At 37.9% G+C, this 13,675-nt stretch carries 11 protein-coding genes; 5 read left to right on the top strand and 6 right to left on the bottom strand.

The genetic code is table 11. The annotated features are described in order from the left end of the window. Nucleotides 1-593 precede the first annotated feature (593 nt). Complete coding sequence (locus ACOVQ4_RS03310) at nt 594-1,874, bottom strand: cation:dicarboxylate symporter family transporter (RefSeq protein ID WP_421819233.1); 1,281 nt, start codon at nt 1,872-1,874, stop codon at nt 594-596. Nucleotides 1,875-2,364: 490 nt separating this feature from the next. Between ACOVQ4_RS03310 and trxB the strand changes: the two genes are divergently transcribed. The 4 genes from trxB (at nt 2,365) to bshB1 (ending at nt 6,891) form a co-directional block, all read left to right on the top strand. Then, nucleotides 2,365-3,303, top strand: a complete 939-nt coding sequence (gene trxB / locus ACOVQ4_RS03305; protein ID WP_421819232.1) for a thioredoxin-disulfide reductase — start codon at nt 2,365-2,367, stop codon at nt 3,301-3,303. Nucleotides 3,304-3,388: 85 nt separating this feature from the next. Beyond that, a complete protein-coding gene (locus ACOVQ4_RS03300) occupies nt 3,389-4,507 on the top strand; it encodes a peptidoglycan DD-metalloendopeptidase family protein (RefSeq protein ID WP_421819231.1) in 1,119 nt (372 codons plus the stop codon). A 421-nt stretch (nt 4,508-4,928) separates the two neighbouring features. Then, entirely contained in the window at nt 4,929-6,038 is a 1,110-nt protein-coding gene (locus tag ACOVQ4_RS03295) for a peptidoglycan DD-metalloendopeptidase family protein (RefSeq protein WP_421819230.1), read from the top strand. 133 nt (nt 6,039-6,171) lie between these two features. Then, nucleotides 6,172-6,891: a bacillithiol biosynthesis deacetylase BshB1 gene (gene bshB1 / locus ACOVQ4_RS03290; protein WP_421819229.1), complete on the top strand. Its 720-nt coding sequence runs from the start codon at nt 6,172-6,174 to the stop codon at nt 6,889-6,891. 232 nt (nt 6,892-7,123) lie between these two features. Here bshB1 and fabV read toward each other — a convergent pair whose 3' ends face one another. The 5 genes from fabV to ACOVQ4_RS03265 all read right to left on the bottom strand — a co-directional run bounded on the left by fabV (nt 7,124) and on the right by ACOVQ4_RS03265 (nt 12,387). Beyond that, the gene (gene fabV / locus ACOVQ4_RS03285) at nt 7,124-8,317 is read right to left on the bottom strand and encodes an enoyl-ACP reductase FabV (RefSeq protein ID WP_421819228.1); all 1,194 of its coding nucleotides are present in this window, start codon (nt 8,315-8,317) and stop codon (nt 7,124-7,126) included. A gap of 208 nt (nt 8,318-8,525) precedes the next feature. Continuing rightward, the gene (locus tag ACOVQ4_RS03280) at nt 8,526-9,380 is read right to left on the bottom strand and encodes a glycosyltransferase family 2 protein (RefSeq protein WP_421819227.1); all 855 of its coding nucleotides are present in this window, start codon (nt 9,378-9,380) and stop codon (nt 8,526-8,528) included. 220 nt (nt 9,381-9,600) lie between these two features. Further along, on the bottom strand, nt 9,601-10,437 hold the full coding sequence (locus ACOVQ4_RS03275) for a phosphatidate cytidylyltransferase (protein ID WP_421819226.1): 837 nt from the start codon (nt 10,435-10,437) through the stop codon (nt 9,601-9,603). 572 nt (nt 10,438-11,009) lie between these two features. Continuing rightward, the gene (locus tag ACOVQ4_RS03270; protein ID WP_421819225.1) at nt 11,010-11,231 is read right to left on the bottom strand and encodes a DUF2007 domain-containing protein; all 222 of its coding nucleotides are present in this window, start codon (nt 11,229-11,231) and stop codon (nt 11,010-11,012) included. Nucleotides 11,232-11,436: 205 nt separating this feature from the next. Then, nucleotides 11,437-12,387, bottom strand: a complete 951-nt coding sequence (locus tag ACOVQ4_RS03265) for a CPBP family intramembrane glutamic endopeptidase (protein ID WP_421819224.1) — start codon at nt 12,385-12,387, stop codon at nt 11,437-11,439. A gap of 102 nt (nt 12,388-12,489) precedes the next feature. On the opposite strand from ACOVQ4_RS03265, the gene dusB reads away from it, so the two are divergent. After that, complete coding sequence (dusB, locus tag ACOVQ4_RS03260) at nt 12,490-13,488, top strand: tRNA dihydrouridine synthase DusB (RefSeq protein ID WP_421819223.1); 999 nt, start codon at nt 12,490-12,492, stop codon at nt 13,486-13,488. The last annotated feature ends 187 nt before the right edge of the window (nt 13,489-13,675 follow it).

The raw sequence follows: 13,675 nt of genomic DNA, 5'->3' as shown, positions 1-13,675 counted from the left end.
AAAGATAGGGATAATAAAAACTTTACCTTCAAAATTCTCAACTCTTAATTCAGCATTCATACTTAATTACTTCTCAACTAAGCTATATTTTTTCGGACTGAACATAAGACAAGGCTCACGGTTAGAGATTACTTTGACTATTCACAAAACCTAAAATAATATATCTATGCCTTTTTTTTCAACTTTTTATCAAAAAACTAAAACTTTAGCTACAGATATTGCCAAGTGGTCGCAGCAGGGCAACGCTTTTACTTTTCTGAATGTCTTAATCAGTAAAGAATCACTACAAACATGCTTACCTATGGACCAGCTATTAATCATTGTACAAATTTCACTTTTAATTTTTTCCATATTTTTTGTGCTGAAACCAACACAAAAAATCACCGAAAAAAAAACCAAAGCTAAGGAAAAGAAGTCTGTCGTAGGCTTTAAATCAAGAAATTATTTGACCCTTATCAATAGGGGTTATCAAGAATAAAAAAGCAAAGTATTTGTGCCATGTTAAGCAGTTGCACAAAGCTTAGATTTAGTTTATGTGTTTTAGGCACAAGGCAAAGAGTGGTGCTCGCCCATTGCCTTATGCCCATTGCCTATCAAGCTATACCTTCCTGATTAAATGCCTGTTTCATTTTTTCATGGTCAAATTCTTTCTCGTTGTTTGCCAAGAAAATCGTGGCAACGCCATTTCCGATAAAGTTGGTAATAGCTCGTGCCTCAGACATAAATCTATCAACTCCAAGCAACAAAGCCAAACCTTCCACAGGAATTACGTGTACAGCCGTGAGCGTCGAGGCCAGTACAATAAATCCGCTTCCTGTGACCCCTGCAGCCCCTTTGGAAGTAACCATCAAAATACCGATAATAGTAAAAATTTGTTCCAAACTCAGATGCACGTTGAAGACCTGAGCCAGAAAAATCGTTGCCATTGAGAGATAAATCGTTGTACCATCCAAGTTGAAAGAATATCCAGCAGGAACCACCAGCCCAACTACTGATTTTGCGCAGCCCATTCTTTCCAATTTTTCCATCAATGAAGGCAAGCCTGCTTCGGAAGATGATGTGCCTAATACGATAAGAAGCTCCTCTTTAATATACTTCAAAAACTTCCAAAGGTCGACTTTATAATAACGAAGGATAAAAAACAGAACAATAAATACAAAAACGCCCATCGTGATATAAACTGTCACCATAAGTTTGGCCAAAGGAATCAGTGTTTTTAATCCGTATTTCGCTATTGTAAAGGCCATACCCCCAAATGCCCCAACTGGTGCCAATTTCATCACTCCATGCAAGCCCGTAAAAATATATTTGGATACCTTCTGAAAGATTTCAATAATTTTATTCTTTCCGCTCACATAATTTAATACTGAGCCAAGGATAATCGCCAATAACAAAACCTGCAAAGTACTATTATCCCAAAAGAATTTAGTCCAACTAAATTCTGATGCACCTTTGGTATATTTGGAAATGTCGCCCCCTTTGATAGCATCAGTTACTACACCATCCCCAGGACGAATCACATTGGCAACAATAATTCCAACTAATAAGGCGATGGTCGTAACGATTTCGAAGTAGAGAAGCGCTTTACCTCCCAATTTTCCTACCTTTTTCAAATCACCCATACTTACGATACCGAGGGTAATGGTTAAGAAAATAATGGGGTTAATAAATTGTTTAACTATACTTATGAAGATACCACTCAAAAATTCGCTAAAGGTATTCCCAATACTAACTTCATTGCCCAAAAGCTTGAATTTGATAGGGTTTTCAAACAACTTATATAATGCGATTTCTGGTGCAAAATGCCCTAACAAAATACCCGCTGCAATGGCAGTAAGCACCCAGAATGTTAAATTAGTGAGTAGTTTTTTCATAAAATTTGAGAATATTGATATCTTTTTGGTAGTGAGTTTGCTTGTTTACCAACCGTTTTCCTATTACCTAAATGCCCCTGTTTACAAAATTGACTATTTTTTGCACTTTTTTTGCATAAGCATACCACAGATATGTAAAAAAAATGGTCTTTTATCAATAAATCAGAGCGTTATCTGGAGTCTATTAACAAAGGATTTGGGTATGGTAAATATAGAATCAGATAATTTTCAAAAATACCTATCCTGTTTTTGTGCCAATCCGACAACTTACACCAGAAAGCTAAGCGCTATTCTTATGGCTTTGGCGCAAAAGAATTTGGCGTTTTGGCATTAATCTGCAATTTTTGTAATCTCAAATGTGTTTATCCTATAGACATATATTTGAGGGTAGGCCTTGCTGGATGCCATTTCCTCAATTTATAAGTCAAAATCATCTGATTTTTAGAGGTTTCTAATAAAAATCAATCCAGTAAATATCTTAATAATTACAATGGCAGAACATATCAAATGCCTTATTATAGGCTCAGGGCCAGCAGGTTACACTGCGGCAATTTATGCATCACGCGCAGGTTTAGCACCAGTTATGTATCAAGGCAACCAACCTGGCGGTCAGCTAACAATCACTAATGACGTTGAAAACTTCCCTGGCTATCCAGAAGGTATCCAAGGACCACAAATGATGCAAGATTTAGAATCTCAAGCACGTCGTTTTGGTACTGATATACGTTTTGGCATGGCTACTTCTGTAGATTTCTCAGTTTCGCCTAAAAAAGTGGTTATTGACGAAAGTACCGAACTTACAGCCGATGCGGTTATTATCGCAACGGGTGCTTCGGCAAAATGGCTAGGTTTGGAATCAGAAAAAAAATATAACGGTCTTGGCGTATCAGCTTGTGCGGTTTGTGATGGATTCTTCTACCGCAACCAAGTGGTAGCCATTGTTGGTGGTGGTGACACGGCTGCTGAAGAGGCTACGTATTTGGCTAATATCTGTTCAAAAGTACACATGATTGTTCGCCGTGAAGAACTACGTGCGTCTTTGATTATGCAAAAACGTGTATTGAACAATCCAAAAATTGAAGTTCACTGGAATTCAGAAACTGATGAGATTTTGGGTGATGCATCGGGTGTAACGGGAGTTCGTTTGAAAAATGTAAAAACTGGCGAGACTGAAGAACTAACCTTAACGGGCTTCTTTGTTGCGATTGGTCACAAGCCTAATACAGATATTTTCAAAGATTATTTAGATTTAGACGAAGCAGGATATATCCAGACAATTAAGGGCTCGACAAATACTAATATCGAAGGAGTTTTCGCTTGTGGCGATGCCCAAGATAATATTTATCGTCAAGCAGTAACGGCAGCAGGTACGGGTTGTATGGCTGCTTTGGACGCCGAACGTTGGTTGGCTGCTAATGAATTACATTAGTTATGAAATTTGGGGTAGTAAATGCGAAGAGCCTTTCATTTTACGTTTACTACTCAGATTCTTCGATAACTATAACTACAATACAATGAATATAAGAAGTAATTTTCTTACTGCATTTTTTGTATGTACAGCTATGGTGGCTTGGTCGCAAGAAAAAGGGAGTTTTAAAAATAACCCTAAAATTAAAATCAAGGACAATACTGGACTTTACAAGGAAAAAGACAAAAAACAGGACGATTTGTTAGATGAAATGCCCAAACTCCAATTTAGAAATGAATTTGAGGTAGTAGAAAAACAATCTACAACAACGGCAGGAAATCAAAAATTTGAACCTGTAAGAGAAGTTAACGCTACTGTTAGTGCTTTCGATACGACATCCATCGATGAAAGAGAGCCATTGGTAATCGAGATAGAGGAGGAAATGAAACCTTCAGGAAGTGACGACTTTGTAACAGTTGCTTCTTATTTTTCTATTTGGGATACCAATACTATCGACCCTTATGGAATCGATGTCAAAGATTTTGATGATGTTGTAGACCTTGAGCTTTTTAATAAAGAACAAGGCCGTTATTGGAGTGCCCCTACCAATGCGCCTAAATTGACCTCTCAGTTTGGCCCTCGTTGGGGTCGTTTACACGCAGGTGTAGACATTGATGTCGAAACAGGCGACCCCGTTTACTCTGCTTTTGATGGTATTGTTAGGGTATCGGGTTATGATGGTGGTGGTTATGGTAACTTCTTGGTGGTAAGACATTACAACGGACTTGAGACCTTGTATGGTCACCTTTCACGTAAAAGTTACGAATCAGGCATGTTTGTAAAGGCTGGTGACGAAATCGGTAAAGGTGGAAATACTGGTCGTAGTACTGGTTCACACTTGCACTTCGAAACTCGTTACGAAGGTAACCCCTTCAATCCAACTTACGTGATGAACTTTGCAGGTGAAGGTACTCAGCCTGTATCCGACCATTTGTTGGTTTCGGCACGTGTATTCGATACCTATGGCTTGGCCTTGGGGAATGAATATGGTGATGCTGGTAACAAAATAGTTACTCGTCGTACTGCTTGGACTGTTGCTCGCTCGGGTGATACGCTTTACTCTATTGCTAACCGTGCGGGTATTTCGGTAGAGCGCCTTGCCAAAATGAATGGTATGAAGCTAAGCTCCAACTTGCGTGCAGGTCGTCGTTTGCGTATTCATTAGACAAAAAGATAATAAAATATGCATCATTCCTAATTGATAGAATGCTGAGTTAGTGAATGAGTGATTATGTTGAAATTTGTATTCTAGTAGTAGAGACGCAATGATTGCATCTTGAGCTGGTAATATCTATTATGATAGTATCAAAAAAGCGGTCGAAAAATATTTTTCGACCGCTTTTTTGATGAATAAACCTAATTCATTCAATTAGGAATGAATTAGGTTTGGTTTGACAAAAATATGAGTAGATCTTCGTCTCCTCCCCATTTTGCCACGATTTCCTTTTTCCTTAAGATTTCCTTAGAACAAATAATAAAATGCTTTTAATCTGGTTTTACTTGTATATCACTAATTGAATGCATCGAATTGTTTAGCCAAAAATCTTAAGCAATTTATGAAAAATCAGACCCTAGAGTTAATTTTTATGAAAAAAGTAATAATATTATCTTTGGTATTGCTCGGTTCATCCCAAGTCCAATTAAGGGCTCAAAATGAGAGCGGTCGCTATAAAAAGCAAACCAAGATTATTAAAAAAGTTGTAACAACCATCCCTAAACCCGCTCCACAAGAAGATTTTCTCCCTCCTTTACGACTAAAACCTGAATACGAAACGTCTACTCAACAATATGTTACCGACGGCGGACGCAATCCATACGAACCTATCCGTGCTATCAATTCTACAGTAAGCGCTTTTGATACCACCTCGGTAGATGAAGGAGATATCCGCCCAGTCGAGGTAATCGAAACGGTCAAAATCAATGGTTCAGATGATGTGGCAATGGTGGCCACTTATTACTCGATTTGGTCTTCCAAAAATATTGACCCTTATGGTATTAATGTCAAAAACTTTGAAGGCGTGGTTGACATCGAATTGTATAACGATGCTATGGGGTATCATTGGTCTTCTCCCCTAAACTCTGGTGATATTACCTCCAATTTTGGTCCGCGGTCGCGTCGCTTACACGCAGGTGTCGACTTGGATTTAACCACAGGAGACCCCGTATATTCTACTTTCGATGGCATTATAAGAGTATCTGGATATGATAGTAAAGGGTATGGTAAATATTTTGTTATAAGGCATTATAATGGTATCGAGACAGTCTATGGTCACCTTTCGCAGAAAATACTAGAGTCAGGAACTTACGTGAAAGCTGGAGATATTATTGGCAAAGGCGGGAATACAGGACGAAGTACAGGCTCGCACCTTCATTATGAAACTCGTTACGAAGGAAAGGCTTTTAACCCAACTTATGTTTTTTCATTTTCAGGAAAAAATACCAAACCTGTAGACCAGCACGTGATGATTTCGGCAAGGGTATTTGATACTTATGGTGAAATTTTACCAAATGAATTTAATGAAAATGTAGAAAACGAGGAAGCATATCATACTACCACTTGGGTAACGATTCGTGAGGGAGATACGCTGGCTTCTATTGCCAACTTTGCCAATATTTCTATCCAACAATTAGCCAAGTTGAACGGGATGAATACAACTGCTAAACTTAAGATTGGGAGAAGATTGAGAATCAACTAATTTGAAAAATTTTGTTGCTATTAGGATAATGTCAAGTTTTTGATTTGATATATTTGTTCAAAAGTAATAAAATACGCTTTTATTTAGGGTTCTTTTGCAAGTTTTCAAACAAATTAGATAGATATTCCATTAGATGAAATTAGATATTTTGGTGATGGCTGCGCATCCAGATGACGCAGAGTTGAGTTGCGCGGGAACGATTTGTTCCCATATTGCCCAAGGCAAAAAAGTGGGTATTGTTGATTTTACCCGTGGTGAATTGGGTACTCGTGGTACGCCCGAAATCCGTCAAGCTGAATCAGATGCGGCATCAGCGATATTAGGCATTCATGCTCGTGAGAATTTGGGTTTTAGAGATGGTTTTTTTGTAAATGACGAAGAACATTTGATGAAGTTAATCCGTGTGATACGTCGTTACAAGCCCGAAATCGTGTTGGCAAACGCAATTTTCGACCGTCACCCCGATCATATCAAAGGAGCTGAATTGGCGGCAGACGCGTGTTTTAAAGCGGGTTTGCGTATGATTGAAACCTTTGAAGACGACGGTACACCACAAACGGCTTGGCGTCCAAAAAATGTCTATCATTATATTCAAGACCGTTATATTCAACCAGACTTTGTGGTAGATATTACGGCGTATTGGGATAAAAAAGAAGCTTCCATCCGTGCATTCAGAAGCCAATTTTTTGATCCAAATTCAAAAGAACCAGAATCCTATTTGTCTTCTCCAGAGTTTTTGAAATTTACAGAAGCGCGCAATCGTGAGATGGGACATGCCATTGGCGTTACCTTTGGCGAGGGATTTACGAGTTATAAAAGAATAGGAGTAAAAGACCTTTCAGCGTTAATTTAATTAGTGAATTGTGAATTGGTAGTGTACGAAGGATTACAAAAACAACAATTTCAGTTATTGCATTTTGGATTTGAGAGGTAAAATATCCTTTTTTGAATCCTTTCCTAGAATATTTACGAAATCAGAAATCTTAAATCCGAAATTGTTTAAAAATCTTAATATTACCCTAATTAGTGAGTTGTGAATTAGTGAATAATAATCTTTCAATTCACTAATTCACAATTCACTAATTTTATACCTGCAAGCCTGGGATTTCTACTACTTCATTGGTATCCGCAGTGTAATCTACACCACCTACTTTGAAGCCAAATAAATTGTAGAAGTCATTGCTATATCCTTCCAAATCACCAATGCTTGGTAAGTTTTCGGTAGTTGCTTCTTCCCAAAGTGCTGCCACTTTAGCTTGTACATCTGCACGCATTTCCCAATCGTCAATACGGATACGACCTTTTTCATCAACTGGTACGTTGCCACCAGTGTAAAGACGCTCGCTATACAAACGTTGGATTTGCTCGATACAACCTTCGTGAATACCTTCTGCTTTCATTACTTTGTACAATAAAGAAATATACAAAGGAATCACAGGAATCGCCGAACTTGCTTGGGTTACCAAAGCTTTGTTTACAGAAACATACGCATTACCACCAATATCGCTCAATTTATCAGCAATAGTGAAAGCCGTAGCTTCCAAATGGTCTTTAGCACGACCGATAGTTCCTTTACGATATACTGGCTCTGTCAATTCTGGTCCAATATAAGAATAAGCGATTGTCAAAGCATTTGGCGCTAATAAATTAGCCGCTTTCAAGCTATCAATCCACATTTCCCAGTCTTCGCCACCCATTACTTTGATTGTATTTTGGATGTCTTCTTCTGTACAAGGGTCAATAGAGATTTCAGTTACTTTTCCAGAGTGGAAATCAACCGTTTTGTTTTTGAAAGGAGCTCCGATTGGTTTCAAGACCGAACGGTGAGTAATACCTGTAGTAGGGTCGGTACGAACTGGCGAAGCCAAGCTATATACAACTAAGTCGATTTGACCTAAATCTTCTTTAATAAGGGCAAGCGTTTTTTCTTTTACCTCGTTAGAAAAAGCATCGCCATTGATACTTTTTGCATACAAACCAGCCTCTTGAGCGTGTTTTTCGAATGCAGCAGTATTGTACCAGCCGGGAGTAGCCAGTTTGCCTGGTGAAGATGGTTTTTCGAAGAAAATACCAATTGTTGACGCATCTGACCCAAAAGCACTGGTAATTCGTGATGCCAAACCAAAACCTGTCGAAGCTCCGATTACTAATACACGTTTAGGACCGTCGATTTTACCTTTTGATTTTACGTAGTTGATTTGGTTAATTACATTTTGTTCACAACCTACTGGATGTGCTGTTAGGCAGATAAATCCGCGCATTCTTGGTTCGATAATCATTCCAAATATTGTTTTTGTGATTGATACAATGTTGTAATACTTGACATTAAAATTGAGTGTTTCTAAAATAGTCAAGAAATTACCCTAAGCTTACTTCTAAGATTTTGTACAAAACCTTGAGGGGTTTTTATCCGATAAAAGTACAAAAGTTGTATCGAGCTGACAAATTTTAATCAATTTTCCGCCATTTATCAGCCTCACAAATTGATTAGGAGGTTTTGGTATCGTGTGGTTTGAGAGGGCTCAAATAGGTGAATATCCTTTTTATTTCTTTCACTATTCTACTACCAACCATATTAAAAAAACTTCCGTCTTTGTCTAGCGTGCGTGTGCCTGTCCACACCCTGATTTTACTACTTTTTACCTGAACTACCTTTCCAAACTGCATTAAATCAAAGGTCAAACGACCATCTTCGCCGCGTACATGACGCATCACATAGCCAACCTTCAGTGCTTGTGCCGTTTTGTACCCCATGGTCATTCCTAGGGTATTGAGATAAGGTCTTTTGAACTGACGTATTTCGGCCATAATATCCTTCATCATTTCATAGATGGCAAGTTTCCAACGCGGCGTTTGTTCATTGGCAATAAATGAATATCGGCCATAAACCACAGCCACATCGTCTGGACGAAGCGCATTAATCATTTGATCTATCCATTCGGGTTGATACATACAGTCTGCGTCAGCGGATAAGATATATTTGCCTTTGGCTTGTTCCAAACCCATCTGACGAGCAGGGCCACAACCTTGAATTGTCTGCGTACAACTGCGAATATAAAGCTTGTCTAATACCTCCTGAGTGCGGTCGGTAGAGTTATTGTTTACGACCAAAATTTCGAAAGGAATCTTGGTCGTAGAGTCTGCCAAAGAGCCAATGGTAGGTAGCATATTCACCTCCTCATTCCAAGCAGCAATAACAATACTAACTTCGGGACTTTCGAAATCAATAAGCTTATGAAGTTTCTGATTAATGTTGGCATATACCTCTTCAGGAATATCATCTACGGTAGCGTAAGGATAGACGTATTTCGTAAGCCAAGCTGGATTTTTAAAAAAGCTCATGTCTCTAGTAGGTTGGTATGGTATAAGAGCAATTTAAAGACTATTTGAGAGAAATACAAATACCTTGCCAATGGCTAGAGAAGAAAAAGAAGGATGAGAAAAGATTATTTAGTGATTGAATGAATGAGTGATTTTTTGAGCTTAAAATTTATAAAATCATAAAATCACTCATTCGCCACAAAATCGGAGCCAACGTTCGCTTTTGTATCGCCCAGAACAATTAAAACATTTTGAGGAAGGTAATAATAAAAGGAACAGATAATAATAGGCCATCAAATCGATCCAGAAATCCACCATGACCAGGTATAGTAGAAGCGGAATCTTTGATTTTAATACTTCTTTTGAAAAGTGATTCTACCAAATCACCATAAGTACCAGCTACCACAATAATAGCACCACATACATACCATTGCCAATCTTGCAAATCATCGAAGTATTGTGTTAAAATAAAGGCTACTAGCATCGCTGCCGCAAAACCGCCGATACTTCCTTCCCATGATTTTTTAGGCGAAACTCTTTCAAACAATTTAGTCTTTCCAAATTTTGTCCCAGCAAAATACGCACCTGTATCACTGGCCCAAAGCAAAAACAAACAACCCAAAGGACGTTGCCAGCTAAATCTGAAGTCAGGAGTTAAAAATGCCAAAATAATAATCAAGGCAAAAGGCAAGGCTACATAAATTACCCCCAAAAATGTATAAGCAATGTTCTTAAAAGGTTTTTCGTCTTCAGATTTATACAGTTTTATAAAAAAAATCAGTGCCATCAAAGGCGATAAAACATAGTAATCTTCATAAGGAACGATACCTTTTTCGATTAGAAAAGTAACCGTAACTAATATAAAACCACAAAAGGTTCCATAATAAGTTAATGGTTCGTTACCATCTAAACCTAGCAATTTATAAAACTCCAACTGAGCCAGCACCGAAATCAAAGCAAACAGGGCGTAAAAAGTCCAGTCGCTATAAATGATACAAAACAATAAAAATGGAATTGCAATAACAGCAGCAATCACGCGCTGCTGAAGATTGGACATACCTTGTAATTTTTCCTTCATCCTTTTTTAATAAATTTAAAATTTCATTTAGAATAGCCTTTAAGTATTAGTGCTGTATTGTGAATTAGAACTGTACAGAGAACTTCCAACAATTGCGGATTAGGGATTTCTGATTTCGGAAAGAAAGTAAAATACCTTTGCTTTTACAAAATATCGAAAATTACACCTCCTAAATCCCATATCAGATATCCGGAATAGACAGTTTTAGACTCTTTCGTACACGACTCCTTGTGAATAATGAATATAGTTTTTTGATTAATTTATCATGAATTTGGATGCTCTAGGCTGTAAGCCGTAGGCATTAGGCAAAAGGTTTTTTACAGTTTCATACAAAAATAATTTTCACTCGTTGCCTGTTGCCTTTTACATGGTTACTTAAGTTAACTTCAAAACTAAGTGTAATTTGGATGCTCTAGGCTGTAAGCCGTAGGCATTAGGCAAAAGGTTTTTTACAATTTCATAAAAAATAATTTAACACTCGTTGCCTGTTGCCTTGTGCCTGTTGCCTTTTACCTAAAAAAAATCAAATCTAATTTTGCATAAATACTCAGATAATTATTTGAATAAACCTTTTATTGCAACGAATCCTGAAAACCGCCCTCATTTTCTAGTAAAAACTTCGCTAGCGTAGCACGACTTGCTGGTACATAGAGCTCACATACACCTAACAGATACGAACTATCTCTTTTATTAATAACTACCGCCTCAATCTGATGTTCTTCGACTAAATAAGCTTTTGCCAAATCTGTTTTAAAAGGACTATCAGACACATAAATTTTCTGCCAATCATTCATTATTTCAAATGGTTTATAAACAAAGTATAAGTGCTGAATTAGTAAGTAGGCAATAGAGAACAGGCAAAGGCAAAGAGTGTTTAGTTTCTTTTTATTAACAATAGATATGTTTTTGTCAAATGCCCGTAGCTGAAAGCTCAAAAATTAAATTGTATTTTGCGTGCTAACTTTTTTTACCTTCAAAATGCTTTGCTAATATTTACCCTTATGATTCACCACCAAGTCTCGATTCAATTTTCAGCGCAGTATCTTGATAAATTTTTCTAAAAATCACCACCGAAACTAATGCAGATGCCAAGGCTATTGCCAAGGGCACCGAATCTGTTTCGACAATATTTACTTTCAAAACGCCAATTTTGTACAAATAGCTCATCAAAATTGTAAACCCATTATTGACAAAATGTGCCCAAATTGGTAAGCTCAAACTTCCTGACCAATAATAGAGGTAACCAAACATCGCTCCCAAAAGCATACGAGGAATTAACCCATAAAACTGAAAATGAATAAAACTAAACCAGAACGCAGCCACCCAAATAGCCAAATGTGGGTTGCGCCATTGTTTGAGCAAAATATTTTGTAAAACACCTCGAAAAAGCAACTCTTCACTAATAGCGGCCGTTCCAGCTACCACAATCATCGCAACCAAAAACTGAGGAAAAGACTTAAAGTCAGTAAAATACAAAGTAATTTTTTTGGCAGCCTCTTCACTTTCCTGCATCGACTGCTCCAAGCCTCTCAAGGCACTTGGTAGTTGAATTGACTTATTCCATTCTATAAACAAAGAGTCGAAAGGCATAAAACTTATCACCAATACTAACACCATTACCCAAACGAGAACATTTGGCTGGCGTAAGAACCACTGATTAATTTTAGTTTTTTCGACATATTTCCAAAAAATCAAAGCAGAAAAAATAAATGGAAGAGGAGTGCTAAGCGTTTGTAAAAGCATCATGGCATACCAAGCGTCTGGATAACGATCTGGATTTGCCTGAAAAGTAGCAAATTGAGCCAAAGGCACACCAGTCATAGAAGAGAAAATAGCTAGGCCTATTGCCGAACCAACCGCCAGAAAAACAAGGGTTAATCCAAACAAAATCAAAACTTTAGCAAAGAGGGGTCTGTCAGTTTGTGACGAAAAAGTATCAAATTGTGCCATATTGGTTGTAAATTTACAGCAAAAATGTGAGTTTGATAATTCTAAAAGACTGTTTGTTGTAGGAAATTAGTAAAACCCTGCACAAATAGGCAAGAATTGAATATGGCAAAGATAAGAAATATAGACTTAGGCGAGTTTCCGCTTTTACTTGCCCCGATGGAAGATGTGTCTGATCCTCCTTTCAGAGCGGTTTGTAAAGCCAATGGAGCCGACCTCATGTATACCGAATTTATTTCCTCAGAAGGCTTGATTCGCGATGCGGCGAAGTCTGTACAGAAATTGGATATTTTTGAGTACGAACGCCCTATCGGAATACAACTTTTTGGCTCAGATATAGAAACCATGCGTGCTTGTGGTGAAATTGCCACCAAAGCCAATCCTGATTTGATTGATATTAACTACGGATGCCCCGTAAAACAAGTAGCCTGTAAAGGGGCTGGTGCAGCCTTGTTACAAGATATACCCAAAATGGTGGCTATGACCAAAGCTGTAGTGGAATCTACGCATCTTCCTGTAACTGTCAAAACACGATTGGGTTGGGACGAATCAACCAAAAATATTGAAGAAGTAGCAGAAAGACTTCAAGATATTGGTATCGAAGCCCTCACTGTTCATGGACGTACACGCGTACAGATGTACAAAGGCGAAGCAGATTGGGCTTTGATTGGAAAAATCAAAGAGAACCCTCGTATCAAAATCCCGATATTTGGTAATGGAGATATCGATTCTCCCGAAAAAGCTTTAGCCTACAAAAATCGTTATGGTGTCGACGGTATTATGATTGGACGTGCTTCTATTGGTTATCCGTGGATTTTTAACGAAGTCAAGCATTTTTTGCGTACAGGTGAGCATCTAGCTCCACCTACTATCCAAGACCGAATAGAGGTTTGTAAGCACCATCTTGATTTCAGTATCCGCTGGAAAGGCAATCATGTTGGCATCGTTGAAATGCGCCGCCACTATGCCAATTACTTTAAGGGTATTCCTCATTTCAAAGAATTCAGAATGCGTCTTGTAACTGCCTTTAATTATGACGAAATCTTAGAAATATTAGCGAATGTGCAGACTTTTTATGCTCAAAGAGAGCTTGTAGTCGAATAATTCGGTATAGTTTTTGACTTCTTTCAAAACGAATGAACACTGGTTTTGGCATACGTTTTGAAAGAAGTTGATGGGCAAAATTAGATATAAGTGCTTGGGTTTAGGCTATATACCGTAGGCATTAAGCAAAAAGTCTGATTACTGGACAAATTTGAAGTTACTAGTTCAAGACTTAGTCTTGGACTCA

The sequence above is a fragment of the Flectobacillus sp. genome, assembly GCF_049240685.1.
Taxonomy (GTDB): domain Bacteria; phylum Bacteroidota; class Bacteroidia; order Cytophagales; family Spirosomataceae; genus Flectobacillus.
The sequence above is the reverse complement of the archived record's forward strand: the minus strand, read 5'-3'. Positions and strand labels throughout refer to the sequence as shown.